The 21,290-nt window shown below is 73.5% G+C and carries 20 protein-coding genes; 3 read left to right on the top strand and 17 right to left on the bottom strand.

Going from position 1 to position 21,290, the window contains the following annotated elements; translation table 11 throughout:
• Positions 1–17: 17 nt before the first annotated feature.
• The 6 genes from OG422_RS19650 to OG422_RS19625 form a co-directional block, all read right to left on the bottom strand.
• Entirely contained in the window at positions 18–1,010 is a 993-nt protein-coding gene (locus OG422_RS19650) for an ABC transporter substrate-binding protein (RefSeq protein ID WP_405743936.1), read from the bottom strand.
• 2 nt (positions 1,011–1,012) lie between these two features.
• Positions 1,013–2,992 carry an ABC transporter permease gene (locus OG422_RS19645; RefSeq protein ID WP_405743934.1) on the bottom strand — a complete coding sequence of 660 codons (1,980 nt, stop codon included), beginning with the start codon at positions 2,990–2,992 and terminating at the stop codon, positions 1,013–1,015.
• A complete protein-coding gene (locus OG422_RS19640) occupies positions 2,989–3,153 on the bottom strand; it encodes a hypothetical protein (protein WP_185994051.1) in 165 nt (54 codons plus the stop codon). The genes OG422_RS19645 and OG422_RS19640 overlap by 4 nt, the downstream gene beginning before the upstream one ends.
• Positions 3,153–4,316 (bottom strand): glycine betaine/L-proline ABC transporter ATP-binding protein, encoded by a 1,164-nt coding sequence (locus tag OG422_RS19635; protein ID WP_405743932.1) that lies wholly within the window; start codon positions 4,314–4,316, stop codon positions 3,153–3,155. Before OG422_RS19635 ends, OG422_RS19640 begins: the two co-directional genes overlap by 1 nt.
• On the bottom strand, positions 4,316–5,884 hold the full coding sequence (locus tag OG422_RS19630; protein WP_405743930.1) for a GMC family oxidoreductase: 1,569 nt from the start codon (positions 5,882–5,884) through the stop codon (positions 4,316–4,318). The genes OG422_RS19635 and OG422_RS19630 overlap by 1 nt, the downstream gene beginning before the upstream one ends.
• 166 nt (positions 5,885–6,050) lie before the next feature.
• Positions 6,051–7,553, bottom strand: coding sequence for an aldehyde dehydrogenase family protein (locus OG422_RS19625; RefSeq protein ID WP_405743928.1), 1,503 nt, complete (start codon positions 7,551–7,553; stop codon positions 6,051–6,053).
• Positions 7,554–7,741: 188 nt separating this feature from the next.
• Between OG422_RS19625 and OG422_RS19620 the strand changes: the two genes are divergently transcribed.
• Complete coding sequence (locus OG422_RS19620; RefSeq protein ID WP_405743926.1) at positions 7,742–8,572, top strand: hypothetical protein; 831 nt, start codon at positions 7,742–7,744, stop codon at positions 8,570–8,572.
• Here the strand turns inward: OG422_RS19620 and OG422_RS19615 are convergent.
• The 3 genes from OG422_RS19615 to OG422_RS19605 all read right to left on the bottom strand — a co-directional run bounded on the left by OG422_RS19615 (position 8,558) and on the right by OG422_RS19605 (position 10,419).
• Positions 8,558–9,013, bottom strand: a complete 456-nt coding sequence (locus OG422_RS19615; RefSeq protein ID WP_405743924.1) for a zinc ribbon domain-containing protein — start codon at positions 9,011–9,013, stop codon at positions 8,558–8,560. The two genes, OG422_RS19620 and OG422_RS19615, sit on opposite strands and share 15 nt — an antisense overlap.
• A 22-nt stretch (positions 9,014–9,035) precedes the next feature.
• Entirely contained in the window at positions 9,036–9,245 is a 210-nt protein-coding gene (locus OG422_RS19610) for a hypothetical protein (protein ID WP_405743922.1), read from the bottom strand.
• A 163-nt stretch (positions 9,246–9,408) separates the two neighbouring features.
• Entirely contained in the window at positions 9,409–10,419 is a 1,011-nt protein-coding gene (locus OG422_RS19605) for a DUF5954 family protein (RefSeq protein WP_143944783.1), read from the bottom strand.
• Between the two features lie 182 nt (positions 10,420–10,601).
• Between OG422_RS19605 and OG422_RS19600 the strand changes: the two genes are divergently transcribed.
• The gene (locus tag OG422_RS19600; RefSeq protein ID WP_143944782.1) at positions 10,602–10,811 is read left to right on the top strand and encodes a DUF5988 family protein; all 210 of its coding nucleotides are present in this window, start codon (positions 10,602–10,604) and stop codon (positions 10,809–10,811) included.
• Between the two features lie 183 nt (positions 10,812–10,994).
• On the opposite strand, the gene OG422_RS19595 is transcribed toward OG422_RS19600, so the two are convergent.
• From OG422_RS19595 to OG422_RS19560, 8 genes are all read right to left on the bottom strand, one after another.
• Positions 10,995–12,026: a hypothetical protein gene (locus OG422_RS19595; protein ID WP_405743920.1), complete on the bottom strand. Its 1,032-nt coding sequence runs from the start codon at positions 12,024–12,026 to the stop codon at positions 10,995–10,997.
• Complete coding sequence (locus tag OG422_RS19590; RefSeq protein WP_143944501.1) at positions 12,023–12,394, bottom strand: hypothetical protein; 372 nt, start codon at positions 12,392–12,394, stop codon at positions 12,023–12,025. The genes OG422_RS19595 and OG422_RS19590 overlap by 4 nt, the downstream gene beginning before the upstream one ends.
• Positions 12,381–14,204 carry a hypothetical protein gene (locus tag OG422_RS19585; protein ID WP_405743917.1) on the bottom strand — a complete coding sequence of 608 codons (1,824 nt, stop codon included), beginning with the start codon at positions 14,202–14,204 and terminating at the stop codon, positions 12,381–12,383. Before OG422_RS19585 ends, OG422_RS19590 begins: the two co-directional genes overlap by 14 nt.
• A 227-nt stretch (positions 14,205–14,431) precedes the next feature.
• Positions 14,432–15,421 carry a malate dehydrogenase gene (locus tag OG422_RS19580; RefSeq protein ID WP_143944502.1) on the bottom strand — a complete coding sequence of 330 codons (990 nt, stop codon included), beginning with the start codon at positions 15,419–15,421 and terminating at the stop codon, positions 14,432–14,434.
• A gap of 744 nt (positions 15,422–16,165) precedes the next feature.
• A complete protein-coding gene (locus tag OG422_RS19575; RefSeq protein WP_405743915.1) occupies positions 16,166–17,020 on the bottom strand; it encodes a DUF2690 domain-containing protein in 855 nt (284 codons plus the stop codon).
• A 471-nt stretch (positions 17,021–17,491) separates the two neighbouring features.
• On the bottom strand, positions 17,492–18,283 hold the full coding sequence (locus tag OG422_RS19570; RefSeq protein ID WP_405743913.1) for a peptidoglycan-binding protein: 792 nt from the start codon (positions 18,281–18,283) through the stop codon (positions 17,492–17,494).
• Positions 18,284–18,810: 527 nt separating this feature from the next.
• Positions 18,811–19,239, bottom strand: a complete 429-nt coding sequence (locus OG422_RS19565) for a DUF3017 domain-containing protein (RefSeq protein WP_405743911.1) — start codon at positions 19,237–19,239, stop codon at positions 18,811–18,813.
• A gap of 73 nt (positions 19,240–19,312) precedes the next feature.
• The gene (locus OG422_RS19560; RefSeq protein ID WP_405743910.1) at positions 19,313–20,167 is read right to left on the bottom strand and encodes a bifunctional methylenetetrahydrofolate dehydrogenase/methenyltetrahydrofolate cyclohydrolase; all 855 of its coding nucleotides are present in this window, start codon (positions 20,165–20,167) and stop codon (positions 19,313–19,315) included.
• A 266-nt stretch (positions 20,168–20,433) separates the two neighbouring features.
• Here OG422_RS19560 and OG422_RS19555 point away from each other — a divergent pair, with 266 nt between their 5' ends.
• Entirely contained in the window at positions 20,434–21,186 is a 753-nt protein-coding gene (locus tag OG422_RS19555) for an RDD family protein (RefSeq protein ID WP_405743909.1), read from the top strand.
• The last annotated feature ends 104 nt before the right edge of the window (positions 21,187–21,290 follow it).

The raw sequence follows: 21,290 nt of genomic DNA, 5'->3' as shown, positions 1-21,290 counted from the left end.
TCAGGAGGGGGAGGATGTCAATTCTTCGGCAACCACCGCTGCCACACGTCCGGGTGCTTCTCCACCCAGCGCTTCGCCGCCTCGTCGGCGGTCAGGCCGTCCGCGGCGATCATCTCGGAGACCTCGTTCTGGTTCTCCTTGGTCCAGTGGAAGGACTTCAGGAACGTCGAGGCAGCGCCGCCGCTCTTCGCGAACTCGGTGTTGAAGAACTTCTTCAGCGGCGTCGTCGGATAGGCGCAGTCGATGGACGCGGGATCCTTCGTGCCCTTCTGCGCGCACGCGTCGGTGTACTTCGGCAGCTTCACCTCGACCATCGGCACCTGGTTGAAGAGCCACTGCGGCTCGTACCAGTACGTCAGGAAGGGCTTCTTCTCCTTGGCGAACTGCTGGATCTGGGTGATCTGCGCCGCCTCGGATCCGGCGAAGACGACCTGGTAGTCCAGGCCGAGGTTCTTCACCAGCGCCTTGTCGTTGGTGACGTAGGACGGCGAACCGTCCATCAACTGGCCCTTGTCGCCGCTCTCCGGGGTGCGGAGCTGCTTGGCGACCGCGTTGAGGTTCTTCCAGTTGGTGACCTCGGGGTGCTTGTCGGCCCAGTACTTGGGGACGAACCACCCGATGTGGCCGGTGACGCCGTTGCCGCCGCCGTCCGTGATCGTCTTCTTGTCCTGGACGTAGCGCTTCTCCTGGTCGGGGTGGCCCCAGTCCTCCAGGATCGCGTCGACCCGGCCCTGGCTGAGCGCGTCCCAGGCGGGGATCTCGTCCACCTGGACGGTGTCGACGTGGTACCCCAGCTCGTGTTCGAGGAGGTACGTGGCGACCGCGACGTTGGACTGCGCGCCGATCCAGGTCTGGACGGAGAGCGTCACCGACTTGGTGCCCTTGGCGGCGGCGAACGGCGACGCCTGCTTGGTCATATCGGCCTTGCCGCAGCCGGACAGCGCGAGCAGCGCCGCCCCGGCCAGCAGCGAGGCACCGGCCGTGGTGCCGATCCGTCGGGTACGGGACATGGTCAGGCTCCCTTCGCGGCGCGGCGCTCGGTCGGCTGGGTGACCCGGTCGAGCATCAGGCCCAGGCAGACGATGGCGACACCCGCGACGAGGCCGAGGGCCAGGTCGCCGGTGGCGAGGCCGGTGACGACGTCGTAGCCGAGGGCACCGCCGCCGACCAGACCGCCGATGATGACGACGGCGAGGACGAGGACCACGCCCTGGTTGACGGCGAGCAGCAGCGCCGGGCGGGCCAGCGGCAGCTGGACCTGGCGCAGGATCTGCCAGCGGGTGGCGCCGAGCGAGGTCGCCGACTCCATCGCCGCCGGGTCGACCTGCCGCAGCCCCTGGGTGGTGATGCGGATGACGGCGGGCAGCGCGTAGACGACGGCCGCGGCGGCCGCCGGGGCGCGGCCCACGGCGAACAGCGCGACGACCGGGATGAGGTAGACGAACTGCGGCATGGTCTGCATGACGTCCAGGACCGGGCGCAAGATCGCCTCCAGCCGCTTGCTCCCCGCCGCGAGGATGCCGGTGCCGACGCCGATGACCAGCGTCACCACCAGCGCGGCGAGCACCTGCGACAGGGTGTTCATCGACGGCTTCCACACGCCCAGCACGCCGATCGCGGCCATCGCGAGGACGGCGGTCAGCGCGGTGCGCCAGGTGCCGATCAGCCAGGCCAGCGCGCCGATGATGAGCAGCGTGGCGTACCAGGGCAGCGCGGTCAGGCCGTCGCGCAGCGGGTTGAGGACCCAGTTGGTGAAGTGCGCGGCCCAGTCGGCGGTGCCGCCGACGACGGGGACGCCGGAGTAGAGGTGGTCGACCATCCACTCCTTGGCGTGGTTGACGGGCCGGGCGATGGCGACGGTCGCGCCGGTCGGCCAGACCGTCGAACCGGCCAGCCGTCCGGCGACCGCGGCCACGGCGGTGACGATGGCGACCCCGGCCCAGCCGCGCCGGCCGCGCAGCAGGGCGGGCCCGGCGGCGCGGGCGCCCCCGGCCTTCTCGCCCGCCGCGGCGGTGGTGCGGTCCATGACGATGGCGAGCAGCACGATCGGGACGGCGGCGGCGAGCGCGGCGCCGACGTCGACGGAGGCGAGGGCCTGGTAGACGCGGTCGCCGAGACCGGCGGCGCCGATCATCGAGGCGATCACGGCCATGGACAGCGCCATCATGATCGTCTGGTTGAGGCCGAGCAGCAGCTCCTTGCGGGCCAGCGGCAGCCGGGCGGTCAGCAGCCGCTGCCGTCCGGTGGCGCCGAGCGAGGTGACGGCCTCCAGGACACCGGCGTCCGCGCCGCGCAGCCCGAGGGCGGTGAGCCGGGCCATCGGCGGCGCCGCGTAGACGACGGTGGCCAGCAGTGCGGCGGGCACGCCGATGCCGAAGATCAGCACGACCGGCAGCAGGTACGCGAAGGCCGGGAGCACCTGCATGGTGTCCAGGACCGGGCGCAGCAGCCGGAACATCCGGTCCGACAGCCCGCCGGCGAGGCCGAGGAGCGCGCCGACCGCGACCGACGCGATGACCGCGACGATCATCAGCGCGAGGGTCTGCATCGTCGGCACCCACATCCCCAGCACGCCGCTGACCAGGAAGGACAGCAGGGCGGTGGCGGCGATGCGCCATCCGGCGACGCGCCAGGCGACGAGGGTGACCCCGGCGGTCACGCCCATCCAGCCGAGGGCGAGCAGCACCAGGTACACGCCGCGTACGGAGAGGACGACGGCGTTCGAGAGGTGGCCGAGGAAGTAGACGAACAGCGGGTGGCTGTCGCGGTTGTCGATGATCCAGTCGCTGGCGCTGCCGAGCGGCTTGGACACGTCGACGGTCAGCGCCTCGGGCCACACCCCGCCGGACCACTTGGCGTGCAGCAGCGGTACGAGGACCACAGCGGCGACGGCGAGCAGCACCAGCTTGGCCAGGCCGCGGTGGCGCAGCAGGGCGCGCAGCGGACCGGCGGACGGGGCGTCGGGCCGGGTGGTGACGGTGGCGGCACTCATGCGCGGCCCCGTTTCACGGTGCCGGTGCGCACATTCATGGCGGCGGCGCGCTGCGCCTCGCGCCAGCGGCGCCGCAACGCGGCACGGAGCCGCGGCAGCACCGGGGCGTGGGGGACGCCGGCGCCGTGCAGGGCGACGCCGTGGGGGGTGGCGTGGTGCATCAGGCGGCCACCTCGGTGCGGGCAACGTCCATGCGGGCGACGACGTTCAGCAGGCAGGCGTGGTCGACGATGCCCAGGCAGCGGCCGTTCTCGGCGACGCGGACGGCGCCGCCGGAGCGGGCGACGGCCTCGATGGCGTCGGAGATCAGGGTGGACGGCGCCAGCGCCGGGCCTTGGTCGGCCTCGTCGCCCTCGGCCGGGCGCATGGCGCGGCGGACGGTGAGGACCTGCTCGCGGGGGACGTCGCGGACGAAGTCACGGACGTAGTCGTCGGCCGGGGAGCCGACGATCTCCTCGGGCGTGCCGAGCTGGACGATCTCGCCGTCGCGCATCAGGGCGATGCGGTCGCCGACGGTCAGCGCCTCGGCGAGGTCGTGGGTGATGAAGACCATCGTCCGGCCCTCCTCGCGGTGCAGGCGGACGACTTCCTCCTGCATATCGCGGCGGATGAGCGGGTCGAGGGCGCTGAACGGCTCGTCGAAGAGCAGGATCTCGGGGTCGACGGCGAGGGCGCGGGCCAGGCCGACGCGCTGCTGCTGGCCGCCGGAGAGCTGGCCGGGGCGGCGCTTCTCCAGTCCGGCGAGGCCGACCTTCTCCACCATCTCGGCGGCCCGCGCGCGGCGTTCTGCCTTGCCGACGCCCTGGATCTCCAGGCCGTAGGCGACGTTGTCGAGGACGGTGCGGTGCGGCAGCAGACCGAAGTGCTGGAAGACCATGGCGGCACGGCGGCGGCGCAGGTCGCGCAGGGCGCTGCGGTCCATGCCGAGGACGTCCTCGCCGTCCATCTCCAGGGAGCCGCCGGTCGGTTCGATGAGCCGGGTCAGGCAGCGGACGAGGGTGGACTTGCCGGAGCCGGAGAGGCCCATGACGACAAAGACCTCGCCCTTGTGGACGTCGAAGGAGACATCGCGGACGGCGGGCGTGCAGCCGGTGCGCTCGCGCACCTCGGGGACGCTCAGGCCGGTCAGGGAGGTGTCGTCGGGGATGCGGTCGGCCTTGGGGCCGAAGACCTTCCACAGGTGGCGGGCGGAGAAGACGACGTCGCGGTCGGCGGCGTTCTCCGCGCCGGTGGCGGGTGCGGGGACGGCCGGGGACCGGTCCCCGGCGTCCGTCCCGGCGTCGGCGGCGGCTATGCCGGAGGCGTCGGCGGCGGTGGCAGCCATCAGGCATCACCTCCCTGGGCGGGGGCTTCCTGGAGCAGTTCGGCGCACTTCTCCCCCACCATCAGGACGCCGAGCATCGGGTTGACCGCGGGCATCGTCGGGAAGACCGAGGCGTCGGCGATGCGGATGTGCGACAGGCCACGGATCTTCAACTGCGGGTCGACGACGGCGAGTTCGTCGTCCTTGGCGCCCATCTTGCAGGTGCCGGCGGGGTGGTAGACGGTGTGCGCGGCCTTGCGGACCAGCTCGCTGATCTCCGCGTCGTCGGTGACCTCGGGGCCGGGGAAGACCTCGCGCTTGAGCCACTTCTTGAACGGCTCGGCCTCGGCGACCTTCCGCGCCAGCTTGATGCCGTCGACGAGGGTCTTGCCGTCGTAGTCCTCGTCGTCCTCGAAGTACTTGAAGTCGAGGGCGGGCTTGACCTCGGGGTCGGCGGAGGTGAGGTAAAGGCGGCCGCGGGCGCGGGACTTGGGGATGTTCGGGGTCATCGAGACGCCGTGCTCGGGGCGCTCGTAGCCCAGCCGCTCCGGGTTGTCCGTGAACGGGATCTGGTAGAAGTGGAACATCAGGTCGGGACCCTTATGGTTCGCGTCCCGCTTGATGAAGAGGCCCGCGTCAGAGTCCATCGCGGAGTTGCCGGGCAGCGGCCCGTTGGTCTCCCAGACGATGACCGACTCGGGGTGGTCGATGAGGTTCTCGCCGACGCCCGGCAGGTCCAGGACGCAGTCGATGCCCAGCGCCTCCAGGTCCTTCTTCGGGCCGATGCCGGAGAGCATCAGCAGCCGCGGCGTGTCCACCGCACCGGCGCAGAGCAGCACCTCGCGCCCGGCCTCGACGAACAGTTCCTCGCCGTCCTTGGTGGTGGCGCGGACGCCGGTGGCCCGGGTGCCGTCCAGCTCCAGCTTGTGGACCCAGGTCTCCAGCAGCAGCGTGAGGTGGGGGCGGTCCCCGGCCTCGATGTGCGGGTGGAGGTAGGCGACGGAGGCGGAGGAACGCTTGTTGTTCTCCGGGTGGTACGACAGGTCGAAGAAGCCGACGCCCTCGTCGAACGGCTGGTCGTTGAAGCCGACGACCTCGGGCACGTCCAGGGCGGTCTTGACGGCCTCGACCCAGTCGGTGGCGATGGCGTTCTGGTCCTTCTTGGCGACCCGCACGATGTTGTTGCGGAGCTTGCCGAAGTAGGGGTCCATCTTCGCGGCGCCCCAGCCGGCGGCGCCCGCGGCCTCCCACTCGTCCCAGTCGGACGGCAGCGGCTTGAAGGAGATCAGGGTGTTGTGCGAGGAGCAGCCGCCGAGGACCTTGGCGCGGCTGTGCAGGATGTGGGAGTTGCCGCGCGGCTGCTCGGTGGTGGTGTAGCCGTAGTCGAGGTCGCCGCCGAGCAGGCCGAGCCAGCGGCGCAGCGTCAGGACGTCGTCACGGTCGATGTCGGTGGGGCCGCCCTCGATGACGACGACGCTGACGTCCGGGTCCTCGGTCAGGCGGGAGGCGATCACCGATCCCGCGGTACCGCCGCCGACGATGACGTAGTCGGCCTTGACGGTGCGGGCTGCGGGGGAAGACGGGGGCATGCGGGTACTCCTTCGTGCACAGTGCCTGAGCTGCTGCGTGGGGCTGCGGTACCGCGGAGGGGTGGGGCGGCGACGCGGGGCCCGGGGGGCGGCCCCGGGCGGCCGGGGCCGGGCCCCGGCGGGGCGGCGGGCGGCCGTCAGGGAAGCCGCCCGCCGTGCGGCGTGGTCAGCCGCCGAACCAGCGGACCGGCTCAGGCCGGAGGTTCTCGTAGATGTGCTTGGACTCGCGGTACTCGTCGAGACCGGAGGGGCCCAGCTCACGGCCGATGCCGGACTTGCCGAAACCGCCCCACTCCGCCTGCGGGAGGTAGGGGTGGTAGTCGTTGATCCACACGGTGCCGTGGCGCAGCCGGGCGGCGACGCGGCGGGCGCGGGCCGAGTTGCCGGAGAAGACCGCACCGGCCAGGCCGTACTCGGTGTCGTTGGCGAGCGCGACGGCCTCGTCCTCGGTGGTGAAGGTCTCGACGCTGAGGATCGGCCCGAAGGTCTCCTCACGGACCACCTTCATCTCCCGGTGGCAGCCGTCGAGGACGGTCGGGGAGTAGAAGTAGCCGGTGGCCGGGCGGATGTCACTGGGCTCGGGGCGGGAGCCGCCGCTGCGCAGCTGCGCGCCCTCGGCGAGCGCGGAGGCGATGTACGCCTCGACCTTGTCGAGCTGCTGCTGGGAGACGAGCGGGCCGCACTCCACACCGTCCTCGGTGCCGCGGCCGAGCTTGATCTTCTCGGCACGGCGGGACAGCTCGGCGACGAAACGGTCCTTGACCGACTCCTCGATGATCAGGCGGGCACCGGCCGAGCAGACCTGGCCGCTGTGGATGAACGCGGCGTTCAGCGCCTGGTCGACGGCGGTGTCGAAGCCCTCCTCGGTGGTGCAGGCGTCGGCGAAGACCACGTTGGGGTTCTTGCCGCCCAGCTCCAGGGCGATCTTCTTGGCACCGGCGACCGCAGCGGCGCCCGCCTTGGTGCCGCTGACCAGGCCGCCGGTGAAGGAGAAGAGGTCGACGTCGGGGTGGTCGGCGAGGCGCTGGCCGACCGGCACCCCGGCGCCGGTGACGATGTTGGCGACCCCGTTCGGCAGACCGGCCTCGGCCAGCAGCTTCACCAGGTACACGGTCGACAGCGGGGTGACCTCGCTGGGCTTGATGACGAAGGTGTTGCCCGCGGCGAGCGCCGGGGCGATCTTCCAGCTGGCCTGGAGCAGCGGGTAGTTCCACGGCGTGATGAGCGCGCAGACGCCGACCGGTTCGTGGACGACGACGCTGTGCACGTCCGCGGAACCGGCGTCGACGACCCGGCCGCCGCTCTCGTTCATGACGGTGTCGGCGAAGTAGCGGAAGGCGTTGGTGACGTCGTCGACGTCGACCCGGCCCTCCTCCAGGGTCTTGCCGGTGTCGCGGCTCTCGATGAGCGCGATCTCCTCGCGGTCGCGCTGGAGCAGGTCGGCGACGCGGCGCAGCAGCGCGGCGCGCTCGGCGACCGGCGTGCCGGACCAGATGCCCTCGTCGAAGGCGCGGCGGGCCGCGGCCACCGCCGCGTCGGCGTCCTCCGCACCGCCCTCGGCCACCCGCTGGATCACCGTGGCGTCGGCGGGATCGAGGACCTCCCGCGTGGCGCCGGATGCGGCGGCGCGCCACACCCCGTCTACGTGAATGGTCTCGCTTGCCGACACGCTGTCTGCCTTCCGTCACCGATTTTCTTCCACTGGTTCCCACCAGCAACGGGGACCCCTCCCCGAAACCTCTACAGCTATGCCCAACCCTTCGGGGAAAGTGGCCCGAGTCACTCAATGTGCGACTGAATGTCCTCATACGTACCCTGAATAGCCGTACGCCCATCTCGGTGCGGAGGTGCCCACGGATGAGCAGCAGACGGCGAACCACGACCGGTATCACCGCCCTGACCTGCGGCGCGGCCCTCCTCGGTGGTTTCGCGGGGGCCGGGACGGCCCGGGCGGGAGACTCCGGGGGCGAAGGCGACCTGGCGGGGAAGTCCGCCGGACAGGTCTCGGAGCTGGCCCGCAAGGAGCTGCTGGCGGCGACCTCGCTGCGGCTGCGCACCAGCACCAGCGTCGACGCCACCCGCCTCGACATCACGATGAACCGCTCCGGTGACTGCACCGGATCCATCAGCAAGGGCCGCTACGGCAAGGTGGAGCTGATCAAGCACGGCCGCCAGATCTGGCTCAAGCCGGACGATGCGTTCTGGAAGGGCCAGCTCTCCGCGGACGCCGCCGCCTCCGTCATCGCCCGCGTCAAGGGCCGCTACCTGCACGGCACCACCGACGACCCGCTCCCGGCGAGCATCGCCGCCGCCTGTGACCTGGCCGCCTTCCAGAAGCAGACCGCGGGCTCCGGCAGCCCCGAATCCCCCGCCCCGGCCCCGCCGGGCGCCTCACCCCAGCCGAAGCTGACCCTGCGCAAGGGCAAATCGACCGTTCAGGAGGGCACCCGGGTCCTGCCCATCGTCAAGACCCGCGGCGGCGCCAGCCAGACCCTCTACGTCGCCATCGACGGCAAACACGTACCGCGCCGCCTCACCACCGAGGTCGACCACCAGACCGCGACGATCCTCCTCAGCAACTACGGCACCCAGGTCTCGCCAAAGACCCCGACCGCCGCCCAGAGCCTCGACATCTCCGAGGTCGAGGACCAGCTCCCGGGGGCGAAGCCGCCGTCACAGGAGACGTGAGGGGGCGAACGGGGGGGCGATGCCAACTCCCTTGTCCCGTACGTAAAGAGGAAGCCCCAGCCTAGTAGCTGAGGCTTGTCCTTTGCCTTCGCGCCTTCGCCTTGCCTTCGTACGGCGGACCGACTTGACGTGCTCCCTGGCTTGAATTCCAGGGATTCCGGTCTGGGCCTGCCGGCCCTTCCGGGGGCTTCCTGCTTCACCGCGCTGTGCCGGGAATTTCGTCCTGGTCCTACCGGCGCTCCACAAGGCGTTCAGCGTCTCCGCCCGTCCGGCGGCGACGATACGGCGCCCTTCGAAGAGAACGTTGTGGGCTGCGTTGTCATCGCGGTCGTGCACGGTCCCACAGCCTCTGCACGTCCATTCCCGGACGTGCAGAGGCTTGGGGCCGTCCCTGAATGCGCACACCGAGCAGATCTGAGAGGACGGGAAGGCCCGGTCCACCTTGGCGAAGGTGCGGCCGTGTTCAACCGCCTTGTACTACGGCCGTCATCAGCACGATCAGGCCGACGCCGACCCGGGCGATGAACCCGAGGCCGGGGCGGCGCAGGCCCTGGACCTCTTCCTCCAGCCGCTCGATCTCGGCGGCCATCCGCCGGTGGTTCTCCTCCAGTGCGGCGATACGGGCGTCCGCGTCGGTGCCGCCGCCGGGCTGTGCTGTGGTGGGCGCGTTCATGCCCTCACCCTGGGCGGGCGGGTGCGGAGCGGCGTGTCCGCCCACGTCGCGCACGTCGAGATGTTCAACAGCGGTATGGGGCAGGGACGTCGGCATGCAGCGCGCGAGGCCGTCGCGCCTTGCCTCACCCGATACCGGCCCGGGACGCGGCAGTTGGGCGCCCTCAGCCGTGCCCCGGTCCCCGGTCCGGCGCGCCGTCGCGTTGCCGGGCCCGTTCCGCGGAGGGTGTGTCCGGGTCCTGGTCGGAGGGGCGGGGGCCCTCCGGGCCGTCCGGGCCGATGCGGACCAGCCGTTCGACGCGTACCACCTTGAAGCAGCGGCCCGGACGGCCCTCGACGCGTACGTCGTTGCCGGGGCGACGGGCCAGCCGGTCGCCGGCCCGCTCGTACGCATCCCGTTCCGCACCGGCCAGTTCGAGGGTGACGGGGGCGAGGACGCGCAGCCACATCGTGAGCGCGTCGCGGGCGTCCTGCGGGGTGTCGCAGGAGGCGGTGTGCGCCTGCCATTCGCCGCCGGTGCGCTCGGCGACCATGAACGCCGCCGGGAGCAGCACCCCGCCGGGATGGCTGACGGCCGCCCGCCGCTCGTCCCGTTCGACGTCCGGCGGCGCCGAGCCCTCCGCCCGGACGAACTGCAGCAGATCGAGTTTGAGGACGCCGGCCGACATGCCCGTGCCGACCGCCGGGTCGATGACGAACCCTTTCGTCCGGCCCGGGTGGCAGGCGTCGTCGTACACCGCCGGGTCCGGGTCCGAGGGGCGTGGCGGCTCCGGTCCGTCGGGGCCCATCCGGACGAACTCCTCGCACCGGACGACGCGGTACCGCTCCCCCAGGACGGTCAGGTCGTCGGGCCGCTCCCGCTCCAGCCGGGCGGCGGCCGCCAGATACGCGGGCGCGTGCGCCGTGCGGGCGGAGCGCCGGGCCCGCCGCCGGAACTCGGCGGCCAGCGCGTCCCGGGCGGTCTGCGGGCCGCTGCCGCCGACGCACCGCACCTCCCAGCCGCCCTGTTCCCGCTCGCGCGCGGCGCAGAAGACCGGGCCGCCCGTCCCCAGGATCTCCGGATAGCGCTCCCGCGCCCGCCACGCCTCCTCCTCGGACAGCTCCGCCACCGGGCCGTCCTGTGCGGTGACCCTGATGGTGCGGTACGCGGGCACTTCCTCACCGTGTTCCGTCATGCCCGCAGTGTGGGCAGCGGCCCGCCCGTAGGGCGTCGGGTCGGCGGACAAACCACCTGTGGGGGTGGCGCCGGTGCCCGGCCGGAAACCGTCCGCCGTCCGTGCGCCCGTCGCCGCCCCGGCGCGTACCGCGTCGGCGTGCCGCCGCCCTGCGACGGCGGGCCCGGGACGACAATCCGGGCATGGCTGACACGGAGACGAAGGCAGTGCTGAGCGGCGGACCCGCCGACTTCCCGGAGCGGATCGTGCCGATCGAGCCACCGGGACCGGAGATGAAGATCGCCTGGCGCAACGGATACGAACACTTCCGCGCCACCGGCCGGTACGAGGAGACGGAGGAGGGACGGCTGCCGGTCTACGAGTGGTGGGAGCGGACCGAGCTCCCGGGATGAGCGGCGGGACGGGCGCGGAGTGAGCGGGGCGGCCGCGGGGTGAGCGGGGCGGCCGCGGGGTGAGCGGGCCCTCCGGCGCCGCGGGCCGCCTGACGGCGGACCGCCGGGCCACGGGCCGGGCGGTCCGCCGCCCCCGGCCCGCCCGTCAGGCGTCCGCCCCGCCGTCAGGCGCCCGTCCCGCCCTCACGCATGCGGGACGAACGCGTTGAGCGCCGCCCGGAGCGTCGTCTCCTGCTGCGGCCAGTCCGTGGCGGGGCCGCGGACCAGCACCGCGAACTGCCGTCCGTCGTCCGTGCTGAACGCGCAGTCCACCACCTGCACCCGCTCGCCCAGCTGCGCGCTGTCGTAGGCGTAGATCAGCTTGGCGGCGTCCGGGGAGGGCGCGCCGTCGCCGAACGCGCCGCGCTCGATCTCCGTGTAGCCGGGGTTGCCCGCCAGGTTCTTCGCGGCGGTCGCGAGGGAGTGCCGGGGCGTCTCGTCCGGCTCGCGGATCTCGAAGACCTGCACCAGCCCGCGCTCGTCCGGCGACGTGTAGAACTCACCGTCCGTGCGGGAGTCGTGCTGCCAGTCCTCCGGTACGGCGAGGGTGAAGCCCTTGTCGGTGTTGTGGACGAGGTGGAAGCCCTCGGGGAGGCCGGTGCCGGTCGGCGTCGGCTCCATGGGTTCCGTGGGCAGCTCCGGGTACGACGCCCGGCCGCTGGCCGTCGGGGTGTGCGGGGCGGGCTTCGGTGCGGGCGCGCCGCCCTGGCCCCACAGCAACCAGCCGCCGCCGAAGCCCAGCCCGATGACGGCGACCGCGGCGCCCGCCGCGAGCGCGGCGGTACGGCGCGAGGACCGGCGCCCGGCGACCGTCGGCCGCTCGTCCCACGCCACGCTCCCCGGGAGCGCGTCGAGCGCGGCCTGGTCAGCGTACGGGGCGGGGGCCGGTGCGGCCGGGGGCGCGGCGGGCGCGGCGGGTGCGGCGGGTGCGGCGGGTGCGGCGGGTGCGGCAGCAGGAGGGGCCGGGGCGGCAGCAGGCCCGGCGCCGGGCGCGGGCGCCCCGCCGGTACCCGGTGCGTCCCCGCCCGCGGCCGACGGCGCCGCCGGGCCCGTCACCGGGCTCCAGGCCGGGCGGGGCGGCGGCGGGCCGGTGTACGGCGCGGGTGGCGGCGCGCCGTCGTCCCACTGCTGGGTCTCGCTGTTCCAACGGGCGGCACCACCGCCGTGTGCGGTCATCCGCCCACCAGCGCGGCGACGGCCTCGGCGACGGCCGTCCCGGAGGCCAGCAGTCCGATGACGGAACCGGCGTCGGCGAGCGCGGTCCGCAGGCGGGCCAGGCGCCCGGCGCCCGCCGCGCCCTGTGTCGCGATCTCCGTCTCGGTCTCCGCCAACTCCCCGCCCAGCGCGTCGATCTGCGGGGTGGCGACCGCGCGGGACAGGTCCTGGCGCAGCTCACGGACGGCGCGCAGCAGCTCCTCGTGCGCCGGGTCGGTGACCGGGCCCGCGCCGCTGTTCTGTGTGACGGTGTTGTTGTTGCCGATGGCGACGGCGCCGTTCACCGTGCCGATGTGGATGCCTTTGCCCTGATCGTCAGCCGTTGCCACGTGGGGCCCCTTCCGTGGGCGCGCCACCGCGCCGGTCGTTGTTGGTGACGGTGTTGTGGTCGCCGATGCCCACCGCGCCCTGGGCCGACTCGATGTAGACGCCGCCCTCGGCGACGTTGACCACGCGCCGTTCGAACTCCTCGGTGACGTACCCGGCCTCGTGGAGCGCGGTGGTCACCCCGGCGGTGACGCGCTGCTGGACGGTCTTGAGGTAGCGGGCGGCGTCCATGCCCTGGAAGAGCGAGGCATCGCCGTACGAGCCCAGTTCCCGGACCGCGAGTCCGGGGCCCTCGGGCAGCGCGGCCGCGTGGCCACCGGTGGCCAGCCGCCATACGGAGCGCACCCCCCGCGCGAGGGTGGCGACCGCGCGCCCCCCGGCGCGAGGTGTGTCGATCAGCGCCCGGAGGCCCCGGACGACGGGGTGGAGGTGGGCCTCCTGGTGGGCGAAGCGGTCGGCGTCCTGGAACTGCTGCCGCAGCGGCCACAGCACATGGGGGGAGACCTCCAGCATCAGCATGCCGCCCTGGGTGTGGACCCGTACGAAGACCGTCGTCACCACGCCTTCGTGCCAGCCGCCGATCCGGATGCGCAGGAAGTGCCGCCGGGTCTCGCCGCCCTCCTCGACCGCCTCGGTGCGGTGCCGGGCGAGCTCCACGGGGGCGTACGGCGCCGCGGCGCGCGCCGGGAGGCCGTCCGCCGGGAGGAAGACGCACTCATCGGTCTCCAGCTCCCGCAGCCGGTCCCGGACCGCGGACCGCGTCCGCGGCGAGCGGTGCGCCGAGGGCACCCGCAACGCCTCGACCAGCGGGACGATGCGCTCCAGGAACGCGGCGTTGTCGAGCGGCCGGACCTCGACGTCCGTACGGGGCCGCAGCTCCACCGAGAGCGACCAGGTGCCGTACGCCTCCCCGGCGCCGCGGAACGGGTCGGTCGGCCGGTACATCACCAACTGGCCGTGCTGTTCCGTACGGATCCGCTCGCGCAGCCGCTGGAAGCGGGCGCCGGTGTGCGCCTCGGCCGGATCGCGGTGCAGGTCGGGGAAGCGGGGGCGGGAGAGCTCCTCCTGGAGGACGCGGGCGGTCCGGCGGCGCTGGAGGGCGACGAGGACGGCGACGGCGACCGGCAGCAGCAGCGTGACCCACATCTGTACGGGGCCCGGCCCGGACGAGGAGCCGTCGTCGAAGGCGCCGGAGCCGGTCCAGTCGGTCGCGGCGGCGCCGTCGGACGCGTAGGTGGAGTAATCGCTGCCGGACGACCACGGGACGAGCCATTCCACCAGGGACGCGGTGGCGCCGAACGCCGCGGTCAGCAGGAACACCGCGATCATGACCGCGGTGATCCGTCCGTACCAGCGGAGCAGGAAGGCGGCGCCGCCCGCCAGCCAGTGCGGCAACGGCAGCCGCCGGACGAACCGGGCGAGGCCCAGCAGCAGTACGGGCCAGACATAGAGCGTGGTCATGCCGTACGAGAGCGGGATGGAGACGATCCACAGGCCCAGGAGGGCGGCGGCCCAGCCCAGTTCGAGGCGGCGGGCGCGCAGCGCGTGGGCGAGGACGCGGGCCGCGTCGATGCCCAGGGACGGGGCGGCGAACCGCTCCTCGTGGACGTACAGCTCCTCGATGACGGCGTCGCGGTAGGTGCCGTCCAGGTAGGTACCGGCGCACAGCAGGCGGGTGGCCTCGCTGGCGGCGGGCGGGACGGAGGCGGGCGGTGGCGCCCCCGGGGGTGGGGGCGGCGCGGCCGGCCCCTTGTCGAAGGACGTCCGGTCGTCGTGGTCGCCCGATTGGGCAGGCACGTTCGTCTGACTCACCGCTCTTCCCCCCAAGGCGCGGTCCGGAGCCGTGGCCCGGGCCTTGAGGGCCCTCCGCCGCGCAGCCTACGGAGCGGCAGCATAGGGGAGGCGGGCGGTTTCCGGCCAGCGCCATTGCGGCAGGGGGCGGCGCAACGGCCGGGCCCGCGCGATCCGTTGGGACCGCGCGGGCCCGTGGCCGTGCGCCGGATGCGTACGCCGGGGAGGTCAGCGCCCGGCGGTGCGGGTCAGAGCAGGCCGAGACCGCGGACGGCCTCGCGCTCCTCCGACAGCTCCTTGACGGAGGCGTCGATGCGCTCACGGGAGAAGTCGTTGATCTCCAGGCCCTGGACGATCTCGTACGCGCCGTCCTTGATGGTGACGGGGAACGAGGAGATCAGGCCCTCGGGGACGCCGTAGGAGCCGTCCGAGGGGATGCCCATGGAGGTCCAGTCGCCGTCGGCGGTGCCGTTGACCCAGGTGTGGACGTGGTCGATGGCGGCGTTGGCGGCGGAGGCGGCGGAGGACGCGCCACGGGCCTCGATGATCGCCGCGCCGCGCTTGGCGACGGTCGGGATGAAGTCGTCGGCCAGCCACGCCTGGTCGTTCACGGCCTCGGCGGCATTCTTGCCGGCCACCTCGGCGTGGAAGATGTCGGGGTACTGGGTGGCGGAGTGGTTGCCCCAGATCGTGAGCTTGCGGATCTCGGAGACCGGGGCGCCGGTCTTCTTCGAGAGCTGCGAGAGCGCACGGTTGTGGTCGAGGCGGGTCATCGCGGTGAAGCGCTCACGCGGCACGTCCGGCGCGGCGGCCTGGGCGATGAGGGCGTTGGTGTTGGCCGGGTTGCCGACGACGAGGACCTTGATGTCGTCCGCGGCGTGGTCGTTGATGGCCTTGCCCTGCGGCTTGAAGATGCCGCCGTTGGCCTCCAGCAGGTCGCCGCGCTCCATGCCCTTGGTACGGGGGCGGGCGCCGACGAGGAGGGCGACGTTGGCGCCGTCGAAGGCGACGTTCGGGTCGTCCGAGATGTCGATGCCCCGGAGCAGCGGGAAGGCACAGTCGTCCAGCTCCATGGCGGTGCCCTCGGCGGCCTTCAGGCCCTGGGGGATCTCCAGCAGGCGCAGCTTGACCGGCACATCCGCGCCGAGCAGGTGACCGGAGGCGATGCGGAAGAGGAGGGCGTAACCGATCTGACCGGCGGCGCCGGTGACGGTGACATTGACGGGAGTGCGGGTCATGGCGATCTCCTGCGCGATGTGTTCCGGGGGCAAGCCCCGGTCCACCTGGGGTGGCGGTGGGTGTCTGCCCGTTTTCGGGGTCTCATCGACGACTCTCGACGAGTCTCTTGGTATCGAGAGACCTGTCCGTCAGGCTATCGGACCCCGCCCCGCCCTCGACGACGGGCCGGTGTGGCACACCTCACCGGACGCCTCGGGGTACGCCCGTACGGGTGCGGCGGGGGCCTGCCGAGAGCCTGCCCCGGCCCGTCCCCTACGGGCTTGCCCGAAGGGGCTTGCACGGGGTGCGTGGTGCCGGGCGTGCCGCGCCCCGGCCGTACGACACGGCGGCCGCCCGCTGGAGGAGGGGCGCGGGCGGCCGCCGGGTCGGACACACCCGTGGGGGGTTGCTGTCCGCCTGCCCGCGATGGGCGACGGCATGCCCCGCGGTACGGGCCACCCCGGGCCCGTCGGCGATTACCGGCCAGCCCACCGGGCGCCCGCCCCGCCCCTGCTCACGGCCGAGCAGTGCCGGTACCTGGGGGACCATCGCGGAGGCACGGGTTCCTGGTGTGACGTCAGGGGGGTGTGGGTCGGCTGGGATTTGGCGGCCGGGCGGGTGCCTCCCTCGGGTGCGCGGGGTTCGTCGGGCGGGGCGGGGTGGGTTCGCCGGGCGCGGCGTGCGTGGCGTGCGTGGCGTGCGTGGCGTGCCGTACGGGGCGTGCTGGGCCTCGCCGCGCGCCCCGGCGAGGCCCCGCGAGCCCCTTACGAGCCGGAGCCGGGCGGCGGCACCGGCACCGGCGTGGCAAGCGGCTGCGCGCACCCCTGGGCGCCGCGGGCGGTGGTGCCGCAGGCGGTGGCCGTGCCGGAGGTGCCCGGGACCGTGACCATCGGGGTGGTGGCGGCGCCGCTGCGGCCCGCGGTGGCCCGGGCACTGTGGCCGTGGGCGCTGACGCTGACCTGACTGCCGGGGTCGGCGCCCACCATCCAGGCCCAGGCGGCCCGGCAGTCCGCGCTGTAGCGCACCTCGATCAGCACGCCGCCCGCCGTGCCCCGGGCGGTGGCGACCGCCTTCGCCGCGCAGCCGGACGCCTCCGGGTCGCGCCCCATGCAGCCGTCGGCCGTGCACCGTACGCCCGGCGGCGGGACGGGGCGATCGCTCCGCTCCGCCGTCGCCGCGGAGGCGGGCTCCCGGGGCGCCGCGTCGCTGCTGCCGGGCCGGACCAGCAGCCCCGCGGCGGCCACCACCAGCAGCGCGGCGCCCGCACCCGCCGCCAGGAGGATGCGGCGCCGACGGCCGCCCCGCGCGCCGTCACCGGGCACCCCGGGCGGGCCGTCGCCGCGCTCCGCACGGTGCCGCCAGGCCGCCGCGGCGGCCTCTCCCATGGCGGCCAGGTGCGCGGCGGGCACCCCGGCCACCCGGGCGAGCGCGGCGACCGCCTCGCGCGGCGGCGGCTGCCGTCCGTCGAGGTGGCGCACCCAGTCGGCGCGGGGCGTGCCGGTCTGCTCCGCGACGTCGGACACGCTCAGCCCGGCGCGGTCCACGACGCCGCGCATCTGCCGGACGAACTCCCTTATCTCCGGCTCCAGTTCCTCCGGAAGCGCCCGCCAGCGCGGCATGCCTCCCCCTCTCCCCCGTACGCGTGCGTCGCGCCGTACGGTCACCGTTCGTCCCCGGGCCGCCCACCGGCACCGGCCGTTCATCAGATCCCCCGCCCCATCGAACCAGGCGCCCCCGGCCGCCGCGCACGCCCCCGGCGCTCACGGCCCCGCACGCGCCGCTCCCCTACGGGGTCGGTCGGACGCCGTACGGATGCAACCCGGCCGCGGGGCACGCCACTTCAGCCCGGCCCCGGGCCCCGGCCCCGCCGAGGGGTCCGGCGCCGCACCGTACGCCGCACCGGACGCGGCGCCTGGCCCCGCTCCGGGCGCACCGCCGCACGGCGCGCCGCAGGCGCCCTCCGCCGCTACGCCGCCCTCGGGCGCCGCCCCGCGCGGCGCCCCGCTCCATCGCACCCCGGGGCCGCGCTCCAGTCCGCCGCGCCCCGGGTCCACGCCCCAGGCCCGCCGCCCCCGGGCGCGGCCCGTCGCTCATCGCCGCAACGCCCCCCAGGTGTCCGGCCCGACGACGCCGTCCGGGGCCAGCCCGGACGCCTTCTGGAACGCGCGGACCGCGCGCTCGGTCCGCGGGCCGTAGACGCCGTCGGCGGCGCCCGCGCCGTAGCCGCGGTGGCGCAGCAGGCACTGCGCCTCGACGACCTCCCAGCCGGTGCTGCCGACGTCCAGCAGCCGGACCTCGGTACGGCTGTGCCCGGCGTGCAGGAAGCCGCCGCTGCGGATGACCGCACAGCCGCGCTCCTGGCCACGTCGGACGGTGAACACGCCCTGCACCGCATCGACCGCCTCCGGGCCCAGCCAGGGGCGGCCCGCCAGCAGTCCGGCGACGAACGTGGCCAGCACCACGCCGCCCAGCACCCCCACCACCCTGGGCCGTACGCCGCCGTCGCCGCCGTCCTCGCCGCCGTCGACCGGCTGCGGCGCCCCGGGGCGGGGCAGCTGGGCGGGCACCACGGGCCGGTCCGGCGCCCCGCACCGGGCGACCGGGGGCAGGTACCGCTCCTCCCACGCCTCGGCGGCCGACCGCCACAGCGCCAACAGCCTTACGGGGTCGGCCGCGCAGATCCGCGCCAGCGCCTCGACGGCGTCGCGCGGCGGCAGTTGCTCGGCGTTGAGGTAGCTCTCCCAGGACGCGCGGCTGTACGGGGTCCGCGCCGCGAGGGCGGTGAGGCTCAGCCCGCTGCGGTCCTTCAGCATCCGTATCCGTACCGCGAGTTGTCGCACCCGGTGGTCCAGAGGAACGGGCAGTTCCTGCCAACGCGCCATGTTCACCCCATAGGCATGCGGTGTCTCCCGGCAAGGAGGCGCCTCCATCTGCCTACAAATACCAAGATTTCCACGCCGGGTGAGCGGCGGAAACGGGGGCTGTGAGGGCCTTCCCGGCGCGTTCGGGGCCCCACACGCCCGCGCTCCGCGCTCCCTTCCCCGACCCCGCGCCCGGCCCCGTCCCGCACCCCGGCCCAGCCGTCCCGACAGGTCGGCGGGGGCGCCATACCCGAGGCACCGGCCTGCCCCGGAACCACCGGCCGGCGCGTACGGACTGGTGGACGGAGCCTCGATGCCGATGCCGATCCCGATGCCGACTGCACGGGCCCGCGCCACCGCTCCCGGGGGATCGGACAGGAAGCCTTCCTGAGCAATACGGCCAAGCCCCTGCCGCCCTTCCCGCGGAAGGGAACAGGAACCCTCCCTGAGCAATACGCCCACACCGCCCCGCCCCGCCCCGCCCCACACAACGGGCCGCCCTCCCCCAAAGGAGAAGGCGGCCCGCCACCAGATACCCGAGGCCCGGCCTACCGGACCGTGAGGTGCACGAGATCCTCAAGGAACGGCAGGTGAAGCCACGGCTTGGGCTGCACCATCATCGCCAGGATCACGATCACGAAGCCCAGCACGCCGTACGTGAGCATGTCCGTGAAGCGCGAGCGGACCGCCAGCATGCCCACCGAGGGCAGCGCCCAGCGCAGTGCGGCGCCGCCCAGCAGGGACAGGCCGATCATGAGCGCCCCGATCCGGGACACGTCGAACGCAACGAGCAGCAGCCCGAGGCCGACGCCGCCCATGACCGAGAGCAGCGGCCACTGGCGGGCCGGTGCCGGGGAGTCACCCGGTGCGGCCCGGCCGCCGCCCTGCGGGCGTGCGGTGTCCCTCGTCAGCTGCGGGAAGCGGCGCGTCAGGCGCCGGGGCCCGGACGCGCCGTCCGGGTGCGCTGCATCGCCCATGGCCGCCTGTCCCTCCGTGTTCATCGTCGTGCCGTCCGTCGTCCTCAGTCGTGGGTGGTCGTTCGCCCGTCGGTCAGCCGGCCGCGCGCTCGGCCGCCTCGACGACGTTGACCAGCAGCTGGGCGCGGGTCATCGGGCCGACGCCGCCCGGGTTCGGCGCGACCCAGCCGGCGACCTCGGCGACGCCGGGGTGCACATCGCCGACGATCTTGCCGTTCTCGTCCCGGCTGACGCCGACGTCGAGGACGGCCGCGCCCGGCTTGACGTCCTCGGGCTTGACGAGATGCGGCACACCGGCCGCGGCGACGATGATGTCCGCCTGCTTGAGGTGCGTGGACAGGTCACGGGTGCCGGTGTGGCACTGCGTGACCGTGGCGTTCTCCGACCTGCGGGTCAGCACCAGCGGCATCGGGCGCCCGATGGTGATGCCGCGGCCGACCACGACGACGTGCGCGCCGTTGATCTGCACGCCGTGGCGGCGCAGCAGCTCCACGATGCCGTACGGGGTGCAGGGCAGCGGGCCGGTCTCGCCGAGGACGAGCTTGCCCAGGCTCATCGGGTGCAGGCCGTCGGCGTCCTTGGCCGGGTCCATCAGCGCGAGGACGCGGTTGGTGTCGATGCCCTTGGGGAGCGGCAGTTGGACGATGTAGCCGGTGCACTCGGGGTTGTCGTTCAGTTCCCGGACGACCGCCTCGATGTCCTCCTGGGTGGCGCTCGCGGGCAGCTCACGCTGGAGGGAGGCGATGCCGACCTGTGCACAGTCGCGGTGCTTGCCGTTGACGTACCAGCGGCTGCCGGGGTCGTCGCCGACCAGGACGGTGCCGAGGCCGGGCTGCACGCCCTTGGCCTTCAGCGCTTCCACCCGCTCGGTCAGTTCGGACTTGATCGCGGCGGCGGTGGCCTTGCCATCGAGAATCTGGGCGCTCATACCCCCATCCTCCCGGATGGAGGCGGTCGCGTTCCAATCAGGGCCCGCCGGACCCCATCAGGGCTGGTCGGCGCCCGAAAAGTAGAATTTGATCATTGCACTTGCACAACACCTTCCCGTCGCGACTGGACAACGTTCATCGACAGCTAGAAGGATTGTCGGCCAGTGCCGCAGGCATCATCGGGGGCAAGCCAAGTGAAACAACCTGTATTCCTCCGAAGTCGCGCCGCGTCGTCCCCCACTGACCCAACGGAGGAAAACACCACATGAGCTTCGGCGACCCGAACAACCCGTACGGCCAGCAGCCGCAGCAGCCGCCGCAGGCCCCGTACGGCCAGCAGCCGCCGGTCCCGCCGCAGGGCGGCCAGCCCGGTTACGGCTACCCGCAGCAGCAGCCCGCCGCTCCCCAGCAGCAGCCCTACGGCTACCCGCAGCAGCAGGCGCCGCAGCAGGGCTACGGCGGCTACCCGCAGCAGGGCGGCTACCCCGGCCAGCCCGGCATGCCCGGTATGCCGACGGGCTACGCGAGCTGGGGCGCCCGCGTCGGCGCGTACCTGATCGACGGCCTGATCATCTTCGCCGTGCCGCTCGTCCTCTACATCATCGCGATCATCGTCGCCGCCTCGTCGGCCAGCTCGGTGCAGACGGACATCAACAACTGTGCGCCGGGCGACACCCAGTGCGCCAACGATGCCCTCCACTCCGCGTCCACCGGCATGCCGATCTTCGCGATCCTGCTGATCGCCCTGGCGGGCCTGGTCACGCTCGGCGCGGGCATCTTCCTGATCTCCAAGGAAGGCAGCACCGGCCAGACGCCCGGTAAGAAGGCGCTGCACATCAAGCTGGTCAGCGAGTCGACCGGTCAGCCGCTGGGCTTCGGTATGGCCTTCCTCCGCAAGATCTGCCACGCCGTGGACGGTCCGCTGTGCGGTCTGGGCTACTGGTGGCCGCTGTGGGACGAGAAGTCCCAGACCTTCGCCGACAAGATCGTCAGCTCGGTCGTCGTCAAGACCCAGTGAGCCGGAGCGGGGCCGCTCCCCGCGCCGTCCCGAAGGCCCTCGCCGCCCCGCGGCCGGGGGCCTTCGCGGCGCCATGAGGGCCCGGCCACCGCGTCCCGGACCAT

The sequence above is a fragment of the Streptomyces sp. NBC_01525 genome, from assembly GCF_045040405.1.
GTDB classification, from domain to species: domain Bacteria; phylum Actinomycetota; class Actinomycetes; order Streptomycetales; family Streptomycetaceae; genus Streptomyces; species Streptomyces benahoarensis.
This window is presented reverse-complemented; position numbering and strand designations above follow the sequence as displayed.

Coding starts and splice junctions, on each gene's coding strand:
- OG422_RS19555 (WP_405743909.1), top strand. CDS start 20,434: ATGAGCTTCGGCGACCCGAACAACCCGTACGGCCAGCAGCCGCAGCAG.
- OG422_RS19565 (WP_405743911.1), bottom strand. CDS start 19,239: ATGGGCGATGCAGCGCACCCGGACGGCGCGTCCGGGCCCCGGCGCCTG.
- OG422_RS19570 (WP_405743913.1), bottom strand. CDS start 18,283: ATGGCGCGTTGGCAGGAACTGCCCGTTCCTCTGGACCACCGGGTGCGA.
- OG422_RS19645 (WP_405743934.1), bottom strand. CDS start 2,992: ATGAGTGCCGCCACCGTCACCACCCGGCCCGACGCCCCGTCCGCCGGT.
- OG422_RS19600 (WP_143944782.1), top strand. CDS start 10,602: ATGGCTGACACGGAGACGAAGGCAGTGCTGAGCGGCGGACCCGCCGAC.
- OG422_RS19630 (WP_405743930.1), bottom strand. CDS start 5,884: ATGCCCCCGTCTTCCCCCGCAGCCCGCACCGTCAAGGCCGACTACGTC.
- OG422_RS19560 (WP_405743910.1), bottom strand. CDS start 20,167: ATGAGCGCCCAGATTCTCGATGGCAAGGCCACCGCCGCCGCGATCAAG.
- OG422_RS19605 (WP_143944783.1), bottom strand. CDS start 10,419: ATGACGGAACACGGTGAGGAAGTGCCCGCGTACCGCACCATCAGGGTC.
- OG422_RS19620 (WP_405743926.1), top strand. CDS start 7,742: ATGAGCAGCAGACGGCGAACCACGACCGGTATCACCGCCCTGACCTGC.
- OG422_RS19640 (WP_185994051.1), bottom strand. CDS start 3,153: ATGCACCACGCCACCCCCCACGGCGTCGCCCTGCACGGCGCCGGCGTC.
- OG422_RS19575 (WP_405743915.1), bottom strand. CDS start 17,020: ATGCCGCGCTGGCGGGCGCTTCCGGAGGAACTGGAGCCGGAGATAAGG.
- OG422_RS19580 (WP_143944502.1), bottom strand. CDS start 15,421: ATGACCCGCACTCCCGTCAATGTCACCGTCACCGGCGCCGCCGGTCAG.
- OG422_RS19610 (WP_405743922.1), bottom strand. CDS start 9,245: ATGAACGCGCCCACCACAGCACAGCCCGGCGGCGGCACCGACGCGGAC.
- OG422_RS19595 (WP_405743920.1), bottom strand. CDS start 12,026: ATGACCGCACACGGCGGTGGTGCCGCCCGTTGGAACAGCGAGACCCAG.
- OG422_RS19650 (WP_405743936.1), bottom strand. CDS start 1,010: ATGTCCCGTACCCGACGGATCGGCACCACGGCCGGTGCCTCGCTGCTG.
- OG422_RS19635 (WP_405743932.1), bottom strand. CDS start 4,316: ATGGCTGCCACCGCCGCCGACGCCTCCGGCATAGCCGCCGCCGACGCC.